Raw genomic sequence first — 25,647 nt, forward strand, 5'->3', positions numbered from 1 at the left:
TGTAAGACCACCGGTACGGGAGTTTTTTATCACAAAACTGAATAGAATTCGACTAAAAGCGCCCTTTGGTAAACGGCGCGGTGGAAATCTGGATCAATTGTTTCGAGATGATAGACAGTGATCTGCAACGGTATGCATTGTTTTCGAAACCTCTATCTGACGGCTTCGATCGGGCCTTCTGCGCGCCCTTGAATGAACTGGTCCAGATAGGGATTACCGCTGTTATCCATCTGACTGACCGGGCCCGTCCATTGAATCACCCCGTCATGCAGCATCGCGATGTTGTCCGCAATGGCGCGCACCGAGGTCATATCGTGGGTGATGGTCATAGCGGTGGCCCCCATCTCGACGACAATCTCGCGGATCAGATCGTTTATCACACCTGACATGATCGGATCGAGTCCGGTTGTCGGCTCGTCGAAAAAGATGATCTCGGGTTCGGCAGCGATGGCGCGCGCCAGCCCCACACGTTTTTGCATGCCACCTGAGAGTTCTGCGGGGTAGCGGTCTCCGACATCGGGCTTCAAGCCGACACGGCGCAGCTTCTCAATGGCGATCTCGCGGGCTTCATCATGGGGGCGTTTGAGCGAACCGCGCAACAATCGGAAGGCGACATTCTGCCAGACCGGCAGGCTGTCAAAGAGAGCTCCGCCTTGGAACAACATGCCAAACCGCGCCAGAAAGGCATCCCGGTCGCCGGCTTCTGCATCTTTGCCGTCGACGGTAATGGTGCCGCTATCTTGTTTGATCAGTCCCAGGATGCACTTCAGCGCGATGGACTTACCGGTGCCTGAACCACCGATGATGACCATCGAGGATCCCGTCTCGATCTGCAGATCCAGCCCGCGCAATACGTGATTTGAGCCAAATGACTTTTGAACGTTCTCCATTTTGATCATAGCGAGAAAAACACTCCGGTAAGTACGAAGTTCGCCGCGAGGATCAGCACGGCGGCCCCTTCAACAGCGGTTTTTGTAGCGCGACCCACACCCATGGCTCCACGGCCGGAATTCATCCCATGATAGCAGCCCATGAGTGCTGCCGCGAAACCAAAGACCGCGCCTTTGGTAAGCGAAGATATGATGTCCAGGGGTTCCAGAAAATTGACTGTGTTGCGGATGTAGCCGGCAGGGTTGAATCCTAATGTACCGGTTGATACCGCATAGCCGCCAAAAACGCCGATGATGTCGCCCACACCAACAAGCAGGGGCACAACCAGAACGGCGGCCAACACGCGTGGCACAGTAAGGTATTTCATAGGATGAGTTGAGAGCGTGACAAGGGCGTCAATTTGCTCGGTGACCTTCATGGTGGCAATTTCAGCCGCGATCGAGGAAGTCACACGCGCCGCGATCATGAGTCCCACAAGCACCGGTCCCAATTCGCGCACCATGCCGACGGCGACGATCTGCGGCACCACGGCCTCGGCATTGAACCGCGATCCCCCGGCGTAAATCTGTAATGCCAGGGCGCCGCCGGTAAAGACCGCCGTTAACCCGACCACGGGCAGCGAAAGCCAGCCGATATTCAACAAGGCGGAAAGGAATTCGCGGCCATAGAAAGGTGGGCGGACAATGTGGCTGATCGTTTCGACACCGAACAGGGCGATGCGGCCAATTGTTGCCAAAACAGCCAGAACCGTGCGGCCTATGAGAGCAAGCGGATTTGTCAATTATAAACGCGGGTGTAGCGCGCTCCCAGTGAGGTCAGGATTTCATATCCAATGGTATCGGCAAATCCGGCCACGGTGTCCACCGATTGATGCGATCCGATCAATTCAAGGTGGGTTGGCTCTTCGGCGAGTCCGGTGACATCCACACCAATAAGATCCATGGATATGCGCCCGACAACCGGAACCGCTGAGCTTTGCGCGTAGAAATGCGCCTGTGGTCCCATTGCTCGGATGATACCATCCGCATATCCAGCAGAGATTGTGGCAATGCGCGAGGGGCTGCGTGCGGTCCAGCTGTTGCCATAGCCCACTGTTTCGCCAACGGCTACGTCTCTGATTTGAATGACGGGAATATCCACAGACACCACCGGGCGCGCGTCGATGAAGGGCAGCCCTCCATAAAGACCAATGCCCGGTCGCACCATGTCGAAGTGATAGTCGGATCCCAAAAGCGTGCCACCGGTTGCCGCAAGAGAAAGCGGCGTTGTGACGCCTTGGGTCATCTCCTGAAATACCTGCCGCTGTTGTGCGTTCATCTCGTGATCGGGGTCGTCGGCACAGGCAAGGTGCGACATGATCAATGTGGGTTTCTGTGCAAGTGCAAGGTCGCGCAGGGCGGACCACTCTACGTCTTCCATGCCCAAACGGTTCATACCTGTATCCAGCTGAATGCCAAAGGGGTGGCCGGGCAGAGCCTCGACATGGCGCAGCATTTGATCGACTGAATTCAACATGGGCGTCAGTTTGGCATCTCGGATCAGCTTGGTGTCGCCCTCCATATGGCCGGAAAACACGTTGATACGGGGGCCTTTGCCCAGAGTTTTCCGCAATATGGCGCCTTCTTCGGCCACGGCTACAAAAAAGTCTCGTGCGCCGGCCCACGCCAATGCTTTCGCGACGGGAGCTACGCCCAATCCATAAGCGTCGGCTTTGACGACTGCTGCCGCCTTGCCATCTGCCATCGTGTTCAGGTCCTGCCAATTCGCAGCCAGTGCCTTAAGATCAACGGAGAGGGTCGCGGATGCCATGGCGCGGGTTTTGACAGGGATGGGCCGAGGGTCAAGCGGAAAATGTCGCCACAGGTGGTATCGAGGAACCTTTCAGGGGATGTCGAAATAGGCGCGATTTTGCTCCCACATCTTCTCGCCAATCAAGCAATCATAGGGGGCAGGCGCATTGTACTGCGCCGAAATAATCCGTTCTGAGATGCCCGCAATTTCTAAAATGAGCTTTCGCTTTACCGCGCCTGCGAATTGATCCCAGGATAAAACAGGTATGACAAATGCGCCGGGACCGCCGATGACGCAATTGCGGTAGTAGTCGTCCAGATCGGGGATACCCCAGATCTCACTCAAGGCATCCATGGTCATCAATGGCAGGCCGTTGATCACAAACCCCCGTGCCAGCGTTGCGTCGCGCGCAAGAGCGACCGGACGGCCCTGATTGTTGGGACCATCGCCTGATACATCAATTACGCGGCGCAAGCCATTGAAACCATTTTCATCAAAATCGTTAGCCGCATACATCAGCGCACCCGAAATGGATGTCCGCCGCAGACCTTTATCAAATTGCGCCGTGATCCGATCAGCGATGGCTTGCGCATCCGCGTCCGATTGCAAAAGGACCCAGGGTACAACGACACGCTGCGCATGTTCACCGGCCCATTCAACGTATGTGATGGCGACACGCCCCAGAAGACCGCCATTTATGGCTGCAAGTACTTGGTCGCTGATGAGGGCCTCGGCATACCCGCGTCGCTGGATTTCAAGCTCGGCAGGCGACATAGAGCGGGATACATCGACCGCCAGGAAAAGCTCAACGTCTACCTCTACTTCTTGTGCCACTGCTGGTGAGCAGATGAGCAAAACACAAAGTGTCATTATCAAACGCATGACGCCAGTCGGCCAGAGAATGCGAGAACTGTCCAATCACAAATGACGCCGTCGCCACATTGGCGTCGTGATTTCGCGATTATTGGTGACATTGGCTGCGGGAAATGCCGCAAAAATGGGCATTTATGACTCGGTCTGAAACGTCCGAGTTTTTCTAGCGTTGCTACCAAAGGCGTTTAGGGAGCAACAGCAGAAACAGCCTGGGCGTGATGAATTCAAGCAATATCCAACAAAACCGGAATTTAACGTCTCTGACGTACATCTGCGGAAGAGGAGTGTCTCGGGTAGTCCAGCACAAAAGGAAGTCTTTGAAAAAGTGCCGCTTTTCGATGAACAACCAGCAAAACTGAACGATGTAGCCCAAAACGTGGCTCTTGGGTTGCAGCGTGGGGCGTTGGAGCCGTTTTGGTTGTCTTGCGTTGCTGTCTGTCTGGAGTTGCCTATTTTTGTGCTCGCCTTTTGGTTTGCGCTCTATGCGTCCACATCTCCACAGGATTTCTCGCCTTTGATTGCGGTCGGATGGGCCGGAGCGGGCAGTCTGACTTTTGTTGCGATGATGGTCGTCACTGGCGCGTACCGTAGCTCGGTAATGTCGAATTGGGTGGCCTTCGTTGGCCGTACTGCCCTGTGTTTGATTGTTCCTGTTGTCGGCATCTTCTCCGTCGCGCAGACCGAGAGCGTTGCTGCGGTCTTCACGGCAGCACTGATGTCGCTTTCGGTCGCAATTGTGCCGACGCGGTTTGGGGCTCAGATCGCTGTCAGGTGGGTCATTGAAACGGGATTGATCTCGCGTCGAGCAATCATTGCAGGTGGCGGCGAGGAGGCAGCACGCCTTATTCGAGGATTGGCAGAGCGTCAATTCAATGACGTGCGCCTATATGGCATTTTTGATGACCGGGACGATTCCCGGTCCCCAACGCAAATTCTCGGAATTCCGAAGATCGGTGGCTATGGGGATCTTGTTGCATTCGTCCGGTCTTCCAAGATTGATCTTGTCATCATTGCTCTCCCGTTTGCAGCAGAAGACCGTATCAAGTGGCTTTTGGATGAGTTCCGCGTTCTGCCGGTAGAGGTGCGTCTTTCGATTTACAGCAAGGATTATGCGTTTGATCAGCACGACCAGTTGTTGCGTTCAAGTCGACACAATCGCAGTTTTGCTCCGGAACGTCGATTGACGAAGCGTCTGTTTGACGTGTTTTTTGCGTTTCTTGCTTTGGCGTTACTTTGGCCGGTGTTGATCGTGGCAGCCCTTGCAGTCCGGCTCGAAAGCCCTGGACCAGTGCTTTTTCGCCAACAACGTCATGGTTACAACAATCGGGTGATTGAAGTGTTGAAATTCCGATCCATGTACTCTGATACACTGGATCCGGAAGCTCGGCAGATCGTCACCCGCGGGGATGCGCGTGTTACCAAGGTCGGACGATTTTTGAGGCGTAGCTCGATTGATGAGTTGCCGCAGCTTTTCAATGTGTTGCGAGGTGACTTGTCATTGGTTGGCCCGCGTCCACATGCCATTGAAGCTTATTCCAGCCGCCAGGAAAAGTTCACGCAAATCGTTGATGGCTACTCGGCGCGGCATCGTTTGCCGCCGGGTATCACTGGATGGGCTCAGATCAATGGTTGGCGTGGAGAAATCGATGATGGGGAAAAGCTGAAAGCGCGTTTTGAGCATGACTTATTTTACATTGAAAACTGGTCTTTTTGGCTGGATTTGAAAATTCTGTTGCGCACACCGGTAAGCCTTTTTAGCAGCAAAGGTGCTTATTGAAACGTACCACCAAGCTGGAATTTTTTTGATTGAAAACAGTCGGGGTCTCCAAAACTCTTACATCGATGTATTCGCTTAAAGGGGAGTGCGCGTTGAGTGGATGGTGGCGTATATTTCACCATTCGAGACAGCACGTTCAGAGTATCAGGGATAGCAACGCGCATACTTTGCTGGATAGTGTTACGATGCCTGGTCGCGCTTTCACTCATGAGAAAGGCTGTCTCGCGATTGTGGTTTGTCTGGCGACAAAGTACTCACCCTACGCGTTAGATCGGAATCGATGCAACGCTACGGATACTGTGAAATCCAATTTTTTCTTCAATTGTTGCCCAAAGAGAAGCACTTTCTTTTGTGCATGGAGCAAAGAAAAGTGGGGTATTCGCAACTTTCGAATAGCGGCATTCACGATTTACCAAACAGTTTCAATGGCTTCTGAGAAAATTATCAAAATTCCCGATCGCTGCCTTGCTGCCAAGGCTGAACGAGATTGCCAAACCTGGTAAAACGACCCTCAAAGCTCAACTCAACTGTCCCGATCGGACCGTGACGTTGTTTGCCGATGACAACTTCCGCGCGTCCATGCAGACGCTCCATCTTTTCCTGCCATTTGGCCATTTCTTCCAGTCTGTCATCTGACGGTTTTTCGCGTTCTGCGTAGTATTCTTCGCGGAATACGAACATCACCACGTCCGCGTCCTGCTCGATCGAACCGGATTCGCGCAAGTCACTTAGCTGCGGACGCTTGTCTTCGCGGTTTTCCACCTGACGCGAGAGCTGCGACAGTGCGATCACCGGAATATCAAGCTCTTTGGCGATGGCTTTGAGGCCCATGGTAATTTCTGAAATTTCATTCACCCGGTTTTCCGATTTTCCGGTTCCACGCACGAGTTGCAGATAATCCACGATCAACACATCGAGCCCGTATGTACGTTTCAGGCGACGGGCGCGTGCGGCAAGCTGGCTGATGGGCAAGGCGGGCGTGTCGTCTATATAGAGTGGACAGGCCTCTAGCGCCTTTGCGGCATCGACAAACCGACGAAACTCCGCTTCGGTCATATCGCCGCGGCGGATCTGTTCGCTGGGCACTTCTGCTGCCTCTGACAGAATCCGCGCGGCGAGCTGCTCGGCACTCATCTCAAGGGAATAAAACCCAACGACGCCACCATCTACGGCCCCTTCGGTACCGTCATGCAATTGCCCGCGTTTATAGGCTTTGGCCACGTTAAAGGCTATGTTGGTTGCAAGCGACGTCTTGCCCATGGACGGGCGTCCTGCCAGGATCAGCAAATCCGAGCGGTGCAACCCGCCCAGTTTCTTATCCATATCAATCAGTCCAGTCGATACACCAGCCAGGCCGCCTTCACGCTGGTACGCTGCATTTGCAACATTAACAGCATCCGTTACTGCTTTGAGAAAGCTTTGAAAACCGCTTTCCACTTGCCCCTGTTCAGCCAGTTTGTACAGCGCCTGTTCAGCCTCGACAATCTGTTCACGCGGTTCGGAGGCCACATCCACGGTTGCGGCCTTGTCAGAGATGTCGCGACCAAGCCGGATCAGATCCCGGCGCACTGCCAGATCATAAATCATCTGTGCATAGTCGCGCACAGCAAAGGCTGAAATTGCCGCGCCTGCTAGTCGCGCCAGATACGCAGGGCCTCCCAGTTCTTTCAATCCCTCGTCGTCTTCCAAGAAGGCTTTGAGCGTTACGGGCGAGGCGAGGTTGTTCTTGGCGATTCTGGCTGCGGCGATATCATAGATTCGCGCATGAACTGGGTCGTAAAAATGTTTGGGTCCGATGATGGACGCCACTCGATCATAGATGTCATTGTTGGTCAGGATCGCGCCCAGAAGCTGTTGCTCGGCCTCAATGGAATGCGGCATGGTTTCGGGCGATTGCACATCTACGCCGGTCGGATTGAAAGCCGCTATTTCGTTCATGACTGCCTCTTGCTGCACCGAATACCGCCGTATTGGTGCTATTGTTTTTTTGATGCCCCTTCTTACAAGAGATTTTGCCGCAACCCTATCTTCATATCTCAGTGGACAAGGTCTGGGAAAAAGCTGTGAATAAGACGAACGCGAGGATTTCTAACTGTATAGTGTATCAAAGCTATCATTTCACGCAATATATGCTTTGATTCGCGTGATTCTGTGTCGGTTTTGTGAATGCGATGTGGGTAACTTTTATTTTGCGTGTTCTGACTGCCACTTACGCGGATCGTGCAGAAAACGCTCGACTTCATCCAGTGTTCCGGCGTCGAAAGCGACCTGGTTTTTCGCTTCGGCCAAGACATCCCACCAGGTGCACAGGGCGTGCAACTCTACGCCATGATCTCCCAGTGTTTTTTCGGTTTCGGGAAAGATACCATAGTAGAATATCACAGCAGTATGGGCGCAGGTCGCGCCCGTTTCCCGAATCGCATCGACAAAAGAGAGTTTGGAGCCACCATCGGTTGTGAGGTCTTCGACCAGCAATACGCGTTGGTCTTCCAACATGTCCCCTTCAATGCGTGCACCGCGCCCGTAGCCTTTGGGCTTCTTGCGCACATAGGTCATTGGCAGGCCCATGCGCTCGGCCACGAGGGCGGCAAAAGGAATGCCTGCGGTTTCGCCGCCTGCAATATTGTCAAAGGCTTCAAAACCTGCGTTGCGCATGACCGTGATCGTGAGGAAATCCATCAAAGTGCTGCGAATGCGCGGGTAGCTGATGAGTTTGCGGCAGTCGATGTAAGTGGGGCTTGGCAGACCTGAGGCAAGGATGAAAGGATTATCCGCGTTAAAATGTACGGCCTTTATCTCCAGCAGCATCCGGGCTGTCAGCCTCGCAATCTCCGACGGGTCCGGGTAGCTGCTGGGGATCATGGCCTCATCCTTTGTTTCCAGACCGGACTGTCCTGTACCGCCGATCAAATGTCTATTTTCAGAATTGGTTTAGCGCACCGCCCAATCCAAGGCAAAGCCAGGGTCGAACACTGTGACAGGTCCCTCTGCGGTGTCGATGTGCGCGGGATATGTTGCGCCGGACTTAAACAGTGTAATCGTCTCATCATTGGCAGGAAGTTTGTAAAAACTAGGCCCGTGAAGCGACGTAAAACCTTCAAGTTTGTCCAACGCGCCCTCCTGTTCAAATACCTGCGCGAGGATCGAGAGGGTGTTGGGGGCGGTAAAGCATCCGGCGCACCCGCAGGGCAACAGTTTGTTGGCATCTGTATGGGGCGCAGAATCAGTTCCCAGAAAGAAACGAGCCGAACCGGATGTGGCAGCAGCGCGCAGAGCCAAGCGATGCTCTTCGCGTTTTGCCACCGGTAAGCAATAGTAGTGCGGTTTGATCCCGCCCGCCAAAATGTGGTTGCGGTTGATCACGAGGTGGTGAGTGGTAATTGTGGCACCCAAAGAACCATCCTGCGCGCTTGCGTAATCGACGGCGTCTTTTGTCGTGATATGCTCCATCACCACCCGCAAGCCAGGGGTTGCACGACGGATCGGCTCCAGTACACGCTCGATAAAAACGGCCTCACGGTCGAAAATGTCGATGTTTTCATCGGTAACTTCGCCATGCACGCAAAGCGGCATGCCGGTTTCAGCCATTTTTTCCAGCACCGGGCGTACTTTGTCAAAATTGGAAACGCCGCTGGCTGAATTGGTCGTCGCGCCCGCAGGATAGAGCTTGACTGCATGGACTAGACCGGAAGCATGGGCCTCTGCCACATCTGAAGGATCCGTATCTTCCGTCAGATAAAGTGTCATCAAGGGTGTGAAGTTTGCACCGCTCGGCAGAGCGGACAGGATGCGGTCGCGGTAGAGCAGGGCCTGTTTGTGGGTCACCACGGGTGGGACAAGATTGGGCATGATAATGGCACGGGCAAAATGCGCCGCGGTCGACGGTAGAACCGCCTCCAACATGGCGCCGTCCCGCAAGTGAAGATGCCAATCATCAGGGCGACGAAGCGTCAAAGTCTGGGTCATGGACTTGCGCTAGCACAGCTGTGCCAGCAGCACCAGCGATCAGTCTTCAGCTTTTTCGGTCAAACGACGCAATCGCTTCTTGAAACGCGGTGCGCCAATACGCGTCACGACATTTCGGCAGAGTGCAATTTCCAAATCTGTACGATCCTGACTGTCCAGCACGTTGAGCAACTTGCGCAGATAAGGCAGATGATTTCGACGAGCTCGGGCGAGCTTGCCAAAGCGCTCGGCTGTTAGGGAACCATCCGCGGCGGCCTTGATCAGGGGATAGAGCAGATCCATTTTCATGAGTTGTTCTTGCAGCGCGCGCCCCATGTGACGCATCCGGTATTTGGTGACAGCCGAGCAGTTGAAAAGCGCTGCGTGCATGGCATCTTCCGCCTCGACAGGATCAAACAGTACGTAAGCCCTCATCGCGGCTTCGAGCATGTCTGGTGCATAGCCAAAGCGCGAATTGAAATCGGTACGCCGCATCTGCAGAAATCTCTTGTCCCATGAGGTAATGAAGGGATCGAGTGTCGCCTGCGGCTGAAGCGCCAGAACGTAAGCTCCGGGCGCCACCACAGAATAAGCGCAAGCAGCATAGCCACTGGGGCCAGCACCGTAAAACAGCACGGAATCGAACGCGTCAAAGAAACCGTCATCCAAAAGCTGATCAAAGTAGTCGTAAATCGCGCTGTCGCGAAACCAGGTGTCACCGTCGCTTATGACAGCCAAATGTGACCACCCCTGTGATTTGACCATTTCCCATCCGAGAGGATGCGCATCAGGCGACAATGTCTGAATGTCGTGGTGGGTTTCAAAGGAGATCAGCAAAGTTGGGCCGTTCTTGACAAACGCAGCCGTGTGCCTTTGTCCAAGCGGCATCACGTACCCCCGGTCACCGACCAGGTCGGTGACTTCGGAAATCCATTCCTGTTTGCTCATGTTCTTGAGCGAAGGCTCAAACTCTAACGCCGAGTCCGGCATGGTTAGGATCCTCAATTTTACTGATCGCTTGCTAGCGGAGTTGGGTTAACTTGAGGCTAATCGCTGCGCGGGGCCAGTGGGCAAAAACAACCGAGAAATTCAGCTTTTACTATTTTTGATTGGTTTACCTAGTGCGAATTCGGTCAGACAGCGGGCCATCTGAGGCGTTACATTTTGCGATGGCGACGCCATCAAAAGCCGCGAAAACAGGGTGCGATAGAAGTCTTGGCGCATCAATTCCTCGAAGCGCGCGTGACGCCAGGCCACGGCCGCGGCGTGGAATTCGCCAAGACAAGCATCCGCCATCAGTGCTTCGAAGGTTGCCTGCGTGCACGGTGCAGTGGCTTGTATCGACGTGTCCACGTCCGTGTTGAAATTTCGTTCGACCCAATAATCCATGCCCAGAAGTGTGTCTTCATGCACCGCGCGTCCCCGATCCGCCTTAAGCACAAAGCTCTCCATCGCACCCAGTGGATAGTGGTTGAGTTGCGCCAGCGCGAAATTGGATCGACCATAGGTAGAATAGACACGTCCCGTCTTAATGCTCTCCTCCAAAGCGCGACCTTCACCATCAAACCACTTGGCATTCTTTAGTTTTGTGGGATCTGGCGATTTGGGCCGGTGCACACCCGGCCTCCGGTATGTGCCGTCGTTGCGATAGAGAGTTTTAAACATGGCAGCACGCCACGGCCAATGAATGATTTGCGGGGCGCATCGTGTGAAGCTTTGCAGAACGCGCGTATCTTCAAAGCCAATTTTACCCGCATTGCCAAACAGCCGCCATGTCAAGGTAATCGCAGTGGCCATAGGCAGTGCTGCGATAAGTGACGAGAGCGTGTGATCGCCCGTGTGGACGTTGACAAATTCATCGATGTCGATCGACAAAATCCAATCCGCTTCGGCCGTTTTTGCGTGCTTTCCAGCCAAATCCAATGCTGTGAACTGTACGCCGCGGCTGCCATAAGGGCCCGGGTTGCGCAGGTGGGTCAGCCATCCCATTTCGGCCAGACGGTCCAGCATGATATCGGTGCCATCGGTACAAGCGTTTGAACAAACAATGAAATCCGTGATGCCAACCGTGCGATGGTGGGCAAGCCATTCGAGCAAAAACGCACCTTCGTTGCGGACTGTCAGAATAGCGAGAATTTTCATCGCGGCGTCAGAAATACTTTATCGACAAGCCTGTACGACACGAAAACCGATTGAAGTTTGCTTGCGTCCGGCAATCGACATTAAAAATGGACAACCTGTTTGGGCCAGTAAGGGCACTGTTTGCTCGTAGCGCTTTGTTCCTAGCATGTGCGCCTTTCAAATTTCGTTAATCCAAGCAGGTGGCGTGCATCTTGTTCAATATCTACATCAAGTCTCGCGTAGATCGGTTTTTCGAGTGGCGGGACGTATGTTAGGTTCTGAGTGGTTTTTCGGGCGATCCGGCAGCGTCAAAGCGCTCTCAATAAGCATCATGGGGCAACGGCATGTCAGGTTTTGCACGTTCAGTGCTTGACGCCTCGGTGCTGGAATGCAGGTTACCTGACATAATCAAGGAGTGCACATGCCGGATCTTAAGACAATCGATGCTGTTCAACAAATGCTGTCGGACGAGGGGTATGTCTGTGACAGATCGCTCGGTACGGTCGTTTTTCTGGCTCTGCGTCTTGGGCGCCCCTTGTTTCTGGAAGGGGAGGCTGGTGTTGGCAAAACCGAAATTGCCAAAGCGCTGTCCACGGGGCTAGGGCGCCGACTGATCCGGCTGCAGTGCTACGAAGGGCTGGACGCTTCCAGTGCCGTCTATGAATGGAACTTTCCTGCGCAAATGGTGGCCATTCGCACGGCGGAGGCCACAGGGAATGCGTCACGCAGTGCTTTACAAACGGAGCTGTTCAGCGACGAATACCTGATAGAGCGGCCTTTGCTACAAGCCATGCGCCCTGACGAAAACGGCGCGCCGGTTCTATTGATCGACGAGTTGGACCGTACCGACGAGCCGTTTGAAGCATTTCTGCTCGAAGCCTTGAGCGATTTTCAAGTGACCATCCCGGAACTTGGCACGATCAAAGCTCCGGAACCGCCCATCGTGATCCTGACCTCAAACCGAACCCGCGAAGTGCATGATGCACTCAAACGTCGGTGTCTCTATCATTGGGTGGATTACCCCGACTTTGACCGCGAGATGGAAATCCTGCAGGCCCGGGCACCAGAAGCCGCGCAAGCTTTAAGCCGCGAGGTGGTGGCCTTTGTACAGCAGTTGCGCACGGAGGATTTGTTCAAAAAGCCTGGTGTCGCCGAAACCATCGATTGGGCGAAATGTTTGCTGGCACTGGATGCGATCAACCTGAGCCCAGAAGTGATTGCGGATACGCTGGGCGCCATTCTCAAGTATCAGGACGATATTCAGAAGCTGCAGGGCTCGGAGGCCAAACGTATTCTCGATCAGGTCAAAGCGTCGCTGGAACCCGCATAGTGCGGTTTCTGGAAGGGGATGGTGCGCGGCCGGCACGGACGATGAAACATGCCTGAATACGCGCCGCTTGAGCTGCCGGACAACCCCAAGCTGGCTGGTAACATCACTCATTTTTCCCGTGCCTTGCGGCGGGCGGGTATCCCCATTGGTCCGGGCCGGGTCATTGATGCCATCCGCGCGGTTGAGGCCGCAGGTTTCACCGAAAAGCGCGACTTTTATTGGACGTTGCACGCTTGTTTCGTGAACCGGCCCGAGCACCGTTTGGTTTTCGCACAGGTTTTCCGCCTCTATTGGCGTGACCCGCGATATCTTGAACATATGATGTCCTACATGATCCCGGCGGTGCGCGGGGTTCAGGAGGACCGCAAGGCGCAATCGGCTGAAAAGCGTGCTGCCGAAGCTTTGTTGGATGGGGCGGAGGTCCCGGAGTTTGACGAAGACACTAACGAGACGGACGAAACAACCGAGGTAGAAATTGACGCAAGCCTGACCATGTCATCGCAGGAGCGGTTGCGCAGTCTTGATTTCGAGCAAATGAGCAATTCGGAAATGGCGGAAGCAAAACGGATGCTGGCAAAGCTCAACTTGCCGGTGCCACCCATCCGGTCCCGGCGCGCGAAACCCAGTCTGTTGAGCGGCCGGGTCGATCCTGCTCGATCCTTGCGGGCTGCCATGCGGCAGGGCGGGGAGATGCATAAGATCGCCTTCAAGGAACCGCGCCAGCGCTGGCCCAATCTGGTGGTGCTATGTGATATCTCGGGATCAATGAGCCAATACAGCCGCGTTGTCTTGCATTTCCTGCACGCGGTGGCCAATGCCAAAGGGGCGGGGTGGGCCAAGGTACACGCTTTCACCTTTGGCACGCGGCTCACCAATATCACCCGTCACCTGAAACATCGCGATGTGGATGCGGCATTGGCAGCGGCGGGTGCCGAAGCTCAGGATTGGGAAGGCGGCACCCGCATCGGACAATGTGTTGAGAGTTTCAATCGCGATTGGTCGCGGCGCGTCATGGGGCAGGGCGCCGTAGTTTTGTTGATCACGGACGGGTTGGATCGCGATGATCCGGACGCCTTGGAACGTCAGATGGAGCGATTGCACTTGTCCTCGCGACGTCTGATCTGGTTGAATCCTCTTCTCAGATGGGAAGGTTTTGCGCCAAAAGCCCAGGGCATTCGCGCAATGTTGCCCCATGTGGACAGTTTTCGCGCTGGTCACTCAATCGCGTCCCTGGAAGATCTGGCAAAATCGCTTTCGCGCCCGGATGATCGGGGCGAGAAGGAACGGTTGATGCGCCTGATTGGATCCTAGGCGTGCCTCAGGCAAGCGACGCGGCAAAGGCTTCACGATAGAGCGCTGACAGCTCCTGCAATGGCGCCTCTGCATCGCCAAATTGCACGGTATCGCCCGCGAATGTGCCAACAGATGCCAGTGCTAGACCGGCATGCTCCGCTGCGGCCATCAGGCTTTCTGCTTGATCCGAACTGCAGGCGATCAAGTATCGCCCTTGATCTTCACCGAAGAGCCTGGCGGTTTCCTGAGTGTCGATCCGCACGCCGACACCAGCTTTTTCCGCCATCTCGAACGCCGCCAACGCCAAACCGCCATCGGAAAGATCCGTGCAGGCAGCGATATGGGCGCGATTGGCACGAATGAAATCGCCATGTGCGGCTTCTTGGCTCAGATCAACCGCCGGGGCATCGCCTTCCACGCGACTGAAAAGCTCAGCCAGCAGTGCGGATTGTCCCAGATGCCCGGCGGTCATGCCGAGCAACAGGGCAACATGGCCCGCACGCACATCGCACCCGATGATGTCATCGGTATGGGTCAGCAGCCCAACCGCCCCAATGGTGGGTGTTGGCAGGATCGCGGTGCCATCCGTTTCATTGTAAAGGGATACGTTGCCCGAGACGATGGGCATATCCAGCGCCTCGACCGCTGCGCCGATGCCTTGAATTGCGCCAACAAATTGCCCCATGATGCGCGGCTTTTCGGGATTGCCAAAATTCATGTTGTCGGTGGTGGCGAGCGGTTTGGCCCCTACAGCAGACAAATTGCGATAGGCTTCGGCGACGGCCTGTTTGCCGCCCTCAATCGGGTTGGCTTTGACGTAGCGCGGTGTCACATCTGAGGTGAAAGCCAGTGCCTTGTCCGTGTCATGCACCCGTATGATCCCGGCGCCAAGCCCCGGCGTGCGCACCGTATCCGCCATTACCATCGTATCGTATTGAGTAAAGACCCAGGCCTTGGACGCATAATTAGGGCTGCCAATCAGCGCCTTGAGACCCTCGATCGGGTCAACGGTTAGAACCTCGTCAAAGGGTGCGGGCGTCGGAGTGGGCTCCCAGGGGCGGTCATATTCTGGCGCCGTGCCGGCGAGAGTTTTCAGAGGCAGATCGGCTTTGACCTCGCCATTGTGCACAACCAAAAACCGATCTTCGGCAATGGTTTCGCCAACAATGGCAAAGTCGAGATCCCATTTGTCGAACACCGCCTTGGCTTCGGCCTCCAACTCGGGGCGCAACACCATTAACATGCGCTCTTGCGATTCTGAGAGCATCATTTCGTAGGAGGTCATGGCCTCTTCGCGGACCGGTACTTTTTCAAGGTCGAGACGTACTCCAAGGTTGCCCTTGTCGCCCATTTCAACAGCTGAACAGGTCAGGCCAGCCGCACCCATGTCCTGAATGGAAATCACCGCGCCCGTCTTCATTAATTCCAGCGTCGCTTCCATCAAGCGCTTTTCCGTGAACGGATCGCCGACTTGAACCGTAGGACGCTTTTCTTCGATGGTGTCGTCAAATTCGGCCGAGGCCATGGTTGCTCCGCCTACACCGTCTCTTCCGGTTTTTGCGCCCAGATAGACAACCGGCATACCAACACCCGAGGCGGCCGAATAGAAGATCTTGTCGGTGTCCGCCAGACCTGCGGCAAAGGCGTTGACCAGACAATTGCCATTGTAAGCCGGATCAAACCGTACTTCGCCGCCCACGGTCGGGACGCCAAAGCAATTGCCGTATCCACCGATGCCTTCAACCACACCATTGACCAATTGGCGTGTCTTGGGGTGGGACGGGTCTCCAAAGCTCAGCGAATTCATTGCAGCCACAGGACGTGCGCCCATGGTGAACACATCCCGCAAGATACCGCCAACACCCGTGGCAGCACCTTGATAGGGTTCGATGTAGGAGGGGTGATTGTGGCTTTCCATTTTGAAAACCACGGCCTGGCCGTCTCCGATGTCCACAATACCCGCGTTTTCACCCGGGCCACAGATCACCTGCGGGCCCGATGTCGGCAAAGTGCGCAGCCATTTCTTGGAGGATTTGTAAGAGCAATGCTCGTTCCACATTGCAGAAAAGATGCCCAGCTCTGTAAAAGTCGGCACGCGTCCGACAATCTCCAGAATGCGCTCGTATTCATCCGGGCTCAACCCGTGGCTTGCAATCAGCTCTGCTGTGATGGCAGGTTCGGTCATTGCGTTTGGCCCCCTGTGACAAATAATGAGCGTTCTTTAGAGGAAGGGGCAGGAAGGGAAAAGGGCAAAGCCCGCTTTGGGATGCTATTGCGACTACCCCGGCGCTGACCCATGCGATTGCCCCGCGCATCAGGCCAAAAAAAAGGCCGAGCGCGAAGCTCGGCCAAGTCCAACAGGGAGGTATGAAGGCAGATGACGAACACCCGCGCCTTCATGAAGATGAAATAGGTAGCGTACTGCTCACGATCAAGGCTAATTCAGTACGAGATGTGTCATTCCCGATATGCGATGAGCGCATAGCTGAGACGTTTTTTCACAACTTTTTCTTGTCTCTCAATTGTTTGCGGTAACTGATGATCTCTTCCTGTACAAAATCCTTGAAGGCCGAAACCCTTTGCGAGTGCCGCAATTCTTCTGGGTATGCCAAGAAAACAGGCACATCTGCCGATTCCAAATCGGGTAGAACCTGAACCAAATCGGGAAAGTCCTCGGTGACATAGTCAGGCAGCACGCCAATTCCCAGATTATTCAAGACGCCTTGTAAAACGCCGTAGTAGTTGTTGACAGTCAGCGTTGACCTGATCTCGTAGGTCATAAGGTGCTGAACCAGGTTGAGACCTGCGCCAACCTGATTGCTGGCCGTGTTCTGGCAAATTAATCGGTGGTTGACGATCTGTTCAATTCCCTTGGGTGTGCCATTCTCCGCCAAGTAATCCGGCGTTGCATAGAGACACATCCTGATCATCATCAGTTTTTTGCGGATGAGATCGGCCTGGCTGGGTTCTTTCATCCGTATGGCCACGTCAGCCTCACGCATCGGCAAATCCAATACGCGCTCTTCGAGCATCAGATCGACCTTAAGGTCTGGGTATTGCTCATAGAGTTTCGGTAGTCTCGGCGACAGCCAAAGCGTGCCGAAACCGGTCGTTGTGGTGACCCTCAACTCGCCAAAAACCTCTTCTTCGCTATCTCGAATGCGGGCTGATGCCGTATCAAGGCGCTTGGTCATAGATCTGGTGGCATCAAAGAGCAATTCGCCTTGCTCAGTCAGTATCAGTCCGCGCGCATGGCGATGAAACAGAATGGTGTTAAGCGATTCTTCAAGACCGCGCACCTGCCGGCTGACGGCAGATTGGGACAGGTTCAGCTTGTCGCCTGCATGCGTCAGTGATCCCACATCCGCCACCGCGTGAAAAATCCTCAGCTTATCCCAGTCCATACTGCCACCCGTAAAAGTTGTTATGAGCCGTGTTAGCGATATCTAGCTTTGAAATACAGTGCTGGCATTTGCAAATCTCACGATAAGCGAAAAATTTTGTATACAGGTCAGGTTATGTGACCTATTGTTCATCCGGAAATGTGCAACACTGGTTAAACGCTGAGGAGGCGTCCGATGAGCACTCAGGAATTCTCGCTTAACGACCGCTTTGATCTGACAAAAAATCGCGTTTTGCTGAACGGAACACAAGCGCTTGTTCGCTTGATGATGATGCAAAAGGCATTGGACAAAGCCAATGGGCTGCATACCGCTGGTCTTGTCACAGGATATCGCGGGTCGCCGCTGGGCGCCGTTGATATGCAAATGGAGCGCGCTCAAAAACACCTGATCGAACATGACGTCACTTTCCAGCCTGGCTTGAACGAAGACCTCGCAGCGACAGCGCTATGGGGCAGCCAGCAGGCCGAATTGCGTGGCGAAGGCAAATTCGATGGTGTCTTTGGTTTGTGGTATGGAAAAGGGCCTGGTGTCGACCGGTCTGGTGACGTGATGCGACACGCGAACATGGCAGGCAGTTCGAAAAATGGTGGCGTTCTGATGGCCATGGGCGATGACCATACTGGTGAAAGCTCCACCGTTTTGCATCAATCGGAATGGGCGATGGTGGATGCCTATATGCCTGTCGTCAGCCCAGCGGGCGTACAGGAAATTCTGGACTATGGATTATATGGCTTTGCGCTAAGCCGGTTTTCGGGTCTCTGGGTGGGGCTCAAAACAATGAAAGATACTGTGGAAGTCACTTCGGTCGTGAATGCGGGTCCCGCGCGTGCGCAACTTGCCCTGCCAGAATTTGCCATGCCTGAAGGCGGATTGAACATCCGACTGATCGATACGCCGCACGATCAGGAAGCCCGCATGATCGACTATAAGAGATTTGCCGCTGAAGCTTTCAGCCACGCCAATAAAATGGACAAAAGGGTGTGGGGAACGCAAGGCGCCAAGATTGGTTTCGTTGCCGCGGGTAAAAACTGGCTCGATCTAGAACATGCACTGACGCTTTTGAACATTGACGCTGCCGAAGCGGAGCGTCTCGGGATCACAACCTACAAGGTAGCGCAGACCTTTCCCCTTGACATGAAAGGATTTCACGATTGGGCACAGGATCTCGATCTGATCGTTGTCATTGAGGAAAAGCGCAAACTGATCGAGATTCAAATCAAAGAAGCCATTTTTGACGATCGACGGGGTCGCAGGGTCTACGGCTGGCACAAAGGCGGTGGCGCTGGATCAATGCATGGAGAGGAGCTTTTTCCGACGCGGGGCGCGCTTGACCCAATCATGATTGCGGAAAATCTCGGCGCGATACTTCTGGAAGAAGGACGCGACAACGAAAGGCTCCGCGCAGGCCTTGCAAAGTTGGACGCCGCGCGCGGCAATGACAACGCCGAGGATATTGCCGCGCGGTTGCCCTACTTCTGTTCCGGATGCCCGCATAATTCGTCGACGAAAGTGCCCGACGGGTCGCGCGCTTATGCTGGCATTGGCTGCCACTACATGGTTCAGTGGATGGATCGCGAAACCACTGGCTTTACCCATATGGGGGGCGAAGGTGCCAACTGGATCGGCGAGGCGCCTTTTTCGACGCGGGACCATGTCTTCCAGAATATCGGAGACGGGACTTACAACCATTCCGGTGTGCAGGCCATTCGCGCGGCGCTGAACGCTGGGACGAACATTACCTATAAGATCCTCTACAATGATGCTGTCGCCATGACAGGGGGGCAGGGCAATGACGGTGGCTTGGATGCGGCGCGCATTGTCAAGGAACTACAGGCCATGGGGGTAGGCCGCATTGCCGTTGTCTATGATGAAAAAGAAGACGTGGATCCTAAGTCGTTTCAGGGTGTTGACTTGCACGAAAGAGCGGAATTGCAAACTGTACAAGAAGAATTTGCAAAGATTGAAGGCGTTTCTGCAATCGTCTATGTTCAAACCTGCGCTGCTGAAAAACGCCGCCGCCGAAAGCGCGGGCTTTTCCCGGATCCGGACAAGCGTCTCTTTATCAACTCGGACGTCTGCGAGGGATGTGGTGATTGCGGCATTCAAAGCAATTGCGTTTCAATCGTGCCCAAAGAGACAGAACTGGGCCGCAAACGCGCGATAGATCAGTCAACCTGCAACAAGGACTACAGTTGCGCGAACGGTTTTTGCCCTTCTTTTGTAACGCTGGAAGGCGCAAAGCGGCGCAGATCTCCGACAACCAACCTGGAGATCCCTGAATTGCCAGGTCCAGTCCTGCCTGAAATCGACGGCACATGGAATGTCGTGATCACTGGGGTAGGTGGTACAGGCGTCGTCACCATCGGTGCTATTTTGGCACAGGCCGCGCATATGGACGGCAAAGGCGCGGGCATGATGGAGATGGCAGGGCTCGCGCAAAAGGGCGGCGCGGTACATATCCACTGCCGCTTGGCGGAAAAGCCAGAAGATATCAGCGCGATTCGCGTTGCAACTGGGGAAGCCGACGTTTTGATCGGTGGTGATCTGGTTGTGTCTGCCGGTGCAAAAACTCTTGGGCTGACAAGTTCTGGACGTACAGGGGCCGTCGTTAACAGTCACGAAATTATCACAGGCGAATTTACGCGAAACACAGAATTTCAACTGCCGACTGAGCGATTGACCTTGGCACTTGAAGCGCGGCTCAGAGACAGTGTCGATCTTTTTGATGCCTCTGAGATTGCGAAAGCCACGCTTGGCGATTCTATTTTTTCCAACATGATGATTTTTGGCGCGGCCTGGCAACGTGGTTTGATTCCGTTGTCGTTGTCTTCGATCGTTGAAGCCATCACCCTGAATGGCGCGGCGGTTGAGCGGAACCAGCGCGCCTTTGAAATTGGTCGATGGGTGGTGTCGCATCCAAAAGAAGCACAGGCGATTGTGCGGCCTAAAGTCGTCAGCTTGCCTAAGTCCATCGATGACAAGATCAATTTTCGCGCAGATCTTCTGGTGGCTTACAAGAATCGAAGGTTGGCGAAACGATATCGGCAATTCATCGCGCGAATCGAAGATGAAGAGGTTAAGGTAGAAGCATTAAAAAGCTACCATAAGCTTCTGTCCTATAAAGATGAATACGAGGTGGCACGCCTACTTTTGTCCAGCCGCGAGAAGGCAGTTGCCGAATTCGAGGGTGATTTTAAACTGTCATATAATCTCGCGCCGCCAATGCTGTCCAAACCCGGACCAGACGGGCGCCCGCTCAAACGCGAATTTGGACCATGGCTGGAGAAACCATTGCGTCTCTTGGCCAGCTGCAAGCATCTTCGCGGAACGCCGTTCGACCCCTTTGGATACTCGTCGGAACGCCGGATGGAACGTGCGCTGATCAAACAATATGAGCGCGATATGATAGAAGTTCTCCCCTTGTTGAACGACGCAACCCGTCCGGCCATCATCGCGTTAGCGACTTTGCCGCAAGACATCAAAGGCTTCGGGCCCGTCAAGCAGGCCAACGAAGGCAAGGCTGCAAAACGGCGCGAAGAACTTCTAGCCGTGATACGGGCCGGTGGCGTGTCGGCGTCGGTGGCCGCTGAATAAGCTGTCATATACCTGTTAACTCAGCGGGATATCCTGCGATGCCAACTCTACTGACGCGTGGCAATCGACGGAGATATCCATGGGACGAATGCGCGCAAATGCGGCACGTGACATCAGCTACTCTTTTTCTGCCGAGACGAAACCTGGACGGGCATTGATACGTGCCATGGAAAACACGACAGGTCGCCTTCGGCTGATCAAACGTGCCGAAGGATATGAGGATGAGGTTGCTGCGGGGCGTGACTTTTTTGATGTTTTGGTAGACCGCTATGGGCTGACCTTGGAGCTGACTTCCGGGAAACTAAACTATATCCCGCGCGACGGACCGCTGATTTTGATCGCCAATCACCCCTATGGTATTCTTGATGGCCTGATGATGGGGCATATTTTGGCCCGCAGTCGCGGCGAATTCCGGATCTTGGCGAACTCTGTTTTCCGAAAAGCAGAAGACGTTAACCGTTTCATTCTGCCAATCAGTTTTGACTCAACAAAAGAGGCCCTGGCACTGAACCTCTTGACGCGAAAAACAGCGTTGGATTTTCTGGCCAATGGTGGCGCAATCGGTTTGTTTCCAGGCGGCACAGTGAGCACTGCAGCGCGGCCTTTCTCACATCCGATGGACCCAAGCTGGCGCAGTTTCACGGCCCGCATGATTGCGAAATCGCGCGCCAAGGTAGTTCCACTTTACTTTGACGGGCATACGAGCAGGTTGTTCCAGATTGCGAGCCATATGCACATCAATTTGCGCATGGGTCTGCTGATCAAGGAATTTCGCAAACGGGTCGATACGCCTGTCAAAATTGCCGTTGGGCGTGCCATCGGTCGGGATGTTTTGGACCCATTGTCAAAAGACGGCAAAGCGATGATGGATTTCCTTCGAAAAGCAACGTATGAGCTTTCCACAGCCCCGGAAAAACGATTTGATCTTGGGTATGAATTCGAAGAGCGGCATCGGTCTTGATCAGGTGCCAATAGGGCACCAAAACGATGGCAGTCGGGATATTTGATAGCGGTTTGGGCGGTTTGACTGTTCTGGAAGCGGTGGAAAATCGCCTGCCTGACCTGCCATTTGTCTATCTTGCTGACAGCGCGCATGCCCCCTATGGCGTGCGCACTTCGGACGATATTTTTGATCTGACATGTACTGCAGTGTCCCGTCTTTTCGACGCCGGGTGCGACCTTGTTATTCTGGCCTGCAATACGGCATCGGCTGCCGCACTGAGACGTATGCAGGAGTCTTGGGTCCCGAAGGATAAACGCGTCCTGGGGGTTTTCGTTCCTCTCATCGAGGCCATGACCGAGCGGCAATGGGGCGACAACTCGCCACCACGGGAAGTAGATGTCAAACATGTGGCGCTCTTTGCCACGCCCGCCACGGTGGCAAGCCGTGCCTTTCAGCGTGAGCTGGCTTTCAGGGCCATTGGCGTGGATGTCGAGGCCCAGGCGTGCGGCGGTGTGGTGGACGCCATTGAAGACGGTGATATGATCCTCGCCGAAGCGCTGGTGCGCAGCCATGTTGACGCATTGCAACGCAAAATGCCCGCACCGGATGCCGCGATTTTGGGGTGCACGCATTACCCCTTGATGCAGCAGCATTTCCAGAGCGCATTGGGCGATGATGTGCGTGTGTTCAGCCAGGCATCGCTGGTGGCCGACAGCCTGGCGGACTATCTGCAGCGGCATCCAGATATGGTTGGCACAGGTGAAGCCGCATTTTTGACGACCGGCGACCCGCGCCGCGTGAGCGACAGGGCGACGCAGTTTTTGCGACGACAGATCACCTTTCAATCTGCCTGACGCTTTTCAACACATTCGAGACGGACATCCCATGACCTATTCAATCGCTATTCTTGGCGCCTCTGGCTATACCGGGGCGGAACTCATTCGGCTTATCGCCGGTCACGCGCAACTGAAAATCGAGGCTCTCGGGGCCTTTTCCAAGGCGGGTCAACCTATAAAGCAGGTGTTTCCGCATCTGCGGCATCTGGATCTGCCTGTACTTATGCAAATTGATGAAATCGACTTTGCAAATATCGACCTGTGCTTTTGTGCATTGCCGCATAAAACCAGTCAGGAGGTCATATCAAAACTGCCAAATGACCTGAAAATCATCGACTTAAGTGCTGATTTCCGGTTAAGCGATCCCGATGATTACAAAAAGTGGTATGGCAATGATCACGCGGCCAAAGACCTGCAAAAAGAGGCCGTTTACGGGCTGACAGAATTTTATCGCGATCAGATCGCGACCGCACGCCTGGTTGCAGGTACCGGTTGCAACGCAGCGACCGGGCAATTCATGCTCCGGCCGCTCATTCAGTCAGCGGCCATTGACCTGGATGACATCATCCTCGACTTGAAATGCGCAGTGTCCGGTGCCGGCAGAAGTCTCAAGGAAAACCTGCTGCATGCGGAATTGTCGGAGGGGTATCATGCCTATGCCGTGGGCGGTACACATCGCCACCTTGGAGAATTTGATCAGGAATTCAGCAAGATTGCCGGGCGCTCTGTCCATGTGCAATTCACACCGCATCTCATTCCGGCAAATCGGGGTATCCTAGCAACGGCCTATGTCAAAGGCGATCCGACCAAGATACATGACGTTCTGGTTTCGGCCTATGCGTCGGAACCCTTTGTTGAAGTGCTGCCATTGGGCGATACACCCCAAACGCGCGATACACGGGGTTCAAACTTCTGCCACATCGGCGTTGTAGCGGACCGGCTCCCTGGCCGTACAATCATCGTTGGCGCCTTGGATAACTTGACCAAAGGTTCCAGTGGCCAAGCGTTGCAAAACGCCAATGTGATGTTAGGTATTGAAGAGACTGAAGGGCTCATGATGGTGCCCTTCTTCCCGTGAGGACGACATGAAGAGCCTGAAGAAACAGCGTCGTATCCAAGTCATCGCCGTGGCGGCGGTCGCATTGGTTCTGTCGACCGCGTTGATCGGGTATGCCATGCGCGACGGGATCAATTTCTTTCGCGCGCCCAGCCAGATTATCGCGGAACCGCCAGGTCCGTCGGAAGTGTTTCGCATTGGCGGGTTGGTTGAAGAGGGCTCGATTGTGCGAGGTCAAGGCAAGACCATCCAGTTCAGCGTGACAGACGGTGGCGCTGTTGTACCTGTGACATACACAGGCGTCCTGCCTGATCTCTTCGAAGAAAACCAGGGTATGGTGGGGACTGGTCGCTACATTAACGGTGTTTTTGAAGCATCTGAAATTCTTGCCAAACATGATGAAACCTACATGCCGAAAGAAGTTGTTGATGCACTGAAAGAGCAGGGTGTCTACAAGGGCGCCGAAAACTAGCACCGCGCGCTTAAGTTAATCGGAATTAACCACTTCATGACCATCTTTGCCGTCGCGACAGGCAAGCAAAGGGGACATGCATGCAGACGGTCAGAGAGATCGCGTTGGAGATTGTGGAGCGCGAAGGTGGTTTCGTAAACGACCCGGATGATCCGGGGGGTGCGACCAACTTCGGTGTTACGATACACACTATGCGCACCTTGGGTATTGATCTGGATCGAGACGGGTCGGTCACCATCTCCGATGTGCGCGCGCTGAGCAAAGATTTGGCCGTTGAGATTTTTGAGAAACACTATTTTGAAAAGCCGCTGATCGCGCTTTTACCGCCAGCTTTGCATGCGACTGTTTTCGACATGTATGTCAATGCAGGCAGCAACGCGATCAAGATACTGCAACGGCTGTTGCGCGAAATGGGTCATGACATCGCGGTTGATGGCGCGTTGGGTCCACAGAGTATTGCCGCGGCCCAAGCAGCCTATGTCCAGGCTTCACAGCATCTGGCTGACGCCTATGGCATTGCACGGCGAAATTACTATTTTCGCATCGCCGACCGCCGCAACGCCAGTCGTAAATATGCCCGCACACGTCGCGGTGGCAAAGGAGGGTGGATCAAACGCGCAGAGGAGTTCATCTCCGTTCGGTATCATCTGACAGAGCAACAGTTTCAGCAAAGGGTCTCAGCATGGGTTTGATGAATGGATTTTTGGGCACAATTTTTGGCAACGGGCGTAACGTGATCGCGGAGACCGCCGAGGTATTTCGTGAAAACACAGAGAAGGGTGCACACCGAACGCAGGAGTTGCGTCTCGAAGCGATGCATCAGTTTGCAAAGGAATTCGACCCATCCAAGCAAGGGTTGTTCGACCGGGTCATGGACGGCGTCAACCGTCTGCCGCGCCCCGCTCTGGCTCTGGGGACACTCGGTCTGTTTTTGGTCGCGATGATCGATCCGGTATGGTTTTCGTCACGCATGCAAGGGATCGCCTTGGTCCCCGAACCGCTCTGGTGGCTGTTGGGCGTGATCGTATCCTTCTATTTTGGGGCACGCCATCAGGTCAAAAGCCAGCAATTCCAGCGCTCAATCGCAAAAACAATGGCCATGACGCCGCGTGTCGTCGAAAACATCACGACGTTGAACAACCTTCAGCCCACAACGCCGGGGCTTGCAGATACTGGTCATGATGCGCGTTTGTCAGCTCTGGCGGTGCTGCCTGATGGCAATCGCGCTTTGGCCGACTGGCAACTAATGCAAAAGCAAACCGCGACAAAGTGATCATCTGAAACGCGCGAATGTCATTGGACGTTCCAAGGCAGCGCCGT

The 25,647-nt window shown here is 54.5% G+C and carries 21 protein-coding genes; 10 read left to right on the top strand and 11 right to left on the bottom strand.

Features of this window, described 5'->3' with window-relative positions:
• Window positions 1-152: 152 nt before the first annotated feature.
• The 4 genes from AB8B75_RS12060 to AB8B75_RS12075 form a co-directional block, all read right to left on the bottom strand.
• A complete protein-coding gene (locus AB8B75_RS12060) occupies window positions 153-899 on the bottom strand; it encodes an ABC transporter ATP-binding protein (RefSeq protein ID WP_405362547.1) in 747 nt (248 codons plus the stop codon).
• Entirely contained in the window at window positions 896-1,672 is a 777-nt protein-coding gene (locus AB8B75_RS12065; protein WP_405362548.1) for an MlaE family ABC transporter permease, read from the bottom strand. The genes AB8B75_RS12060 and AB8B75_RS12065 overlap by 4 nt, the downstream gene beginning before the upstream one ends.
• A complete protein-coding gene (gene alr, locus AB8B75_RS12070; RefSeq protein ID WP_405362550.1) occupies window positions 1,669-2,700 on the bottom strand; it encodes an alanine racemase in 1,032 nt (343 codons plus the stop codon). Before alr ends, AB8B75_RS12065 begins: the two co-directional genes overlap by 4 nt.
• Before the next feature lie 72 nt (window positions 2,701-2,772).
• Window positions 2,773-3,552, bottom strand: coding sequence for a DUF1194 domain-containing protein (locus AB8B75_RS12075; RefSeq protein ID WP_405362551.1), 780 nt, complete (start codon window positions 3,550-3,552; stop codon window positions 2,773-2,775).
• 328 nt (window positions 3,553-3,880) lie between these two features.
• On the opposite strand from AB8B75_RS12075, the gene AB8B75_RS12080 reads away from it, so the two are divergent.
• Window positions 3,881-5,332 (top strand): exopolysaccharide biosynthesis polyprenyl glycosylphosphotransferase, encoded by a 1,452-nt coding sequence (locus tag AB8B75_RS12080; protein WP_405362553.1) that lies wholly within the window; start codon window positions 3,881-3,883, stop codon window positions 5,330-5,332.
• 444 nt (window positions 5,333-5,776) lie between these two features.
• Here the strand turns inward: AB8B75_RS12080 and AB8B75_RS12085 are convergent, their stop codons facing one another.
• The 5 genes from AB8B75_RS12085 to AB8B75_RS12105 form a co-directional block, all read right to left on the bottom strand.
• Window positions 5,777-7,270, bottom strand: coding sequence for a replicative DNA helicase (locus AB8B75_RS12085; RefSeq protein ID WP_405362555.1), 1,494 nt, complete (start codon window positions 7,268-7,270; stop codon window positions 5,777-5,779).
• A 246-nt stretch (window positions 7,271-7,516) separates the two neighbouring features.
• Entirely contained in the window at window positions 7,517-8,194 is a 678-nt protein-coding gene (locus tag AB8B75_RS12090; protein ID WP_405362556.1) for an orotate phosphoribosyltransferase, read from the bottom strand.
• A gap of 69 nt (window positions 8,195-8,263) precedes the next feature.
• Window positions 8,264-9,298: a dihydroorotase gene (pyrC, locus tag AB8B75_RS12095; RefSeq protein WP_405362558.1), complete on the bottom strand. Its 1,035-nt coding sequence runs from the start codon at window positions 9,296-9,298 to the stop codon at window positions 8,264-8,266.
• A gap of 39 nt (window positions 9,299-9,337) precedes the next feature.
• Entirely contained in the window at window positions 9,338-10,267 is a 930-nt protein-coding gene (locus AB8B75_RS12100; protein ID WP_405362560.1) for a phosphoadenosine phosphosulfate reductase, read from the bottom strand.
• Window positions 10,268-10,366: 99 nt separating this feature from the next.
• Window positions 10,367-11,419 (bottom strand): glycosyltransferase family 2 protein, encoded by a 1,053-nt coding sequence (locus AB8B75_RS12105; RefSeq protein ID WP_405362561.1) that lies wholly within the window; start codon window positions 11,417-11,419, stop codon window positions 10,367-10,369.
• 400 nt (window positions 11,420-11,819) lie between these two features.
• Between AB8B75_RS12105 and AB8B75_RS12110 the strand changes: the two genes are divergently transcribed.
• Window positions 11,820-12,728, top strand: coding sequence for an AAA family ATPase (locus tag AB8B75_RS12110; RefSeq protein ID WP_405362562.1), 909 nt, complete (start codon window positions 11,820-11,822; stop codon window positions 12,726-12,728).
• Between the two features lie 48 nt (window positions 12,729-12,776).
• Window positions 12,777-14,039 (top strand): vWA domain-containing protein, encoded by a 1,263-nt coding sequence (locus AB8B75_RS12115; RefSeq protein ID WP_405362563.1) that lies wholly within the window; start codon window positions 12,777-12,779, stop codon window positions 14,037-14,039.
• A 7-nt stretch (window positions 14,040-14,046) separates the two neighbouring features.
• Here AB8B75_RS12115 and purL read toward each other — a convergent pair whose 3' ends face one another.
• Together purL and AB8B75_RS12125 are read right to left on the bottom strand one after the other, a co-directional pair.
• Window positions 14,047-16,206, bottom strand: coding sequence for a phosphoribosylformylglycinamidine synthase subunit PurL (purL, locus tag AB8B75_RS12120; RefSeq protein WP_405362565.1), 2,160 nt, complete (start codon window positions 16,204-16,206; stop codon window positions 14,047-14,049).
• A 313-nt stretch (window positions 16,207-16,519) separates the two neighbouring features.
• Complete coding sequence (locus tag AB8B75_RS12125) at window positions 16,520-17,425, bottom strand: LysR family transcriptional regulator (protein WP_405362566.1); 906 nt, start codon at window positions 17,423-17,425, stop codon at window positions 16,520-16,522.
• 174 nt (window positions 17,426-17,599) lie between these two features.
• On the opposite strand from AB8B75_RS12125, the gene AB8B75_RS12130 reads away from it, so the two are divergent.
• From AB8B75_RS12130 to AB8B75_RS12160, 7 genes are all read left to right on the top strand, one after another.
• On the top strand, window positions 17,600-21,019 hold the full coding sequence (locus AB8B75_RS12130) for an indolepyruvate ferredoxin oxidoreductase family protein (protein ID WP_405362568.1): 3,420 nt from the start codon (window positions 17,600-17,602) through the stop codon (window positions 21,017-21,019).
• Window positions 21,020-21,098: 79 nt separating this feature from the next.
• Window positions 21,099-21,980 (top strand): lysophospholipid acyltransferase family protein, encoded by an 882-nt coding sequence (locus AB8B75_RS12135; RefSeq protein ID WP_405362570.1) that lies wholly within the window; start codon window positions 21,099-21,101, stop codon window positions 21,978-21,980.
• 26 nt (window positions 21,981-22,006) lie between these two features.
• A complete protein-coding gene (locus AB8B75_RS12140; RefSeq protein ID WP_405362572.1) occupies window positions 22,007-22,816 on the top strand; it encodes a glutamate racemase in 810 nt (269 codons plus the stop codon).
• A 31-nt stretch (window positions 22,817-22,847) separates the two neighbouring features.
• Window positions 22,848-23,876, top strand: coding sequence for an N-acetyl-gamma-glutamyl-phosphate reductase (argC, locus tag AB8B75_RS12145; RefSeq protein ID WP_405362574.1), 1,029 nt, complete (start codon window positions 22,848-22,850; stop codon window positions 23,874-23,876).
• A gap of 7 nt (window positions 23,877-23,883) precedes the next feature.
• Window positions 23,884-24,327 (top strand): cytochrome c maturation protein CcmE, encoded by a 444-nt coding sequence (gene ccmE / locus AB8B75_RS12150; RefSeq protein ID WP_405362575.1) that lies wholly within the window; start codon window positions 23,884-23,886, stop codon window positions 24,325-24,327.
• An 80-nt stretch (window positions 24,328-24,407) separates the two neighbouring features.
• The gene (locus tag AB8B75_RS12155; RefSeq protein ID WP_405362576.1) at window positions 24,408-25,019 is read left to right on the top strand and encodes a holin-associated N-acetylmuramidase; all 612 of its coding nucleotides are present in this window, start codon (window positions 24,408-24,410) and stop codon (window positions 25,017-25,019) included.
• Window positions 25,010-25,600 carry a holin family protein gene (locus AB8B75_RS12160; RefSeq protein ID WP_405362578.1) on the top strand — a complete coding sequence of 197 codons (591 nt, stop codon included), beginning with the start codon at window positions 25,010-25,012 and terminating at the stop codon, window positions 25,598-25,600. The genes AB8B75_RS12155 and AB8B75_RS12160 overlap by 10 nt, the downstream gene beginning before the upstream one ends.
• Window positions 25,601-25,647: the final 47 nt, after the last annotated feature.

This window comes from Roseobacter sp., from assembly GCF_045106495.1.
Classification (GTDB): domain Bacteria; phylum Pseudomonadota; class Alphaproteobacteria; order Rhodobacterales; family Rhodobacteraceae; genus Roseobacter.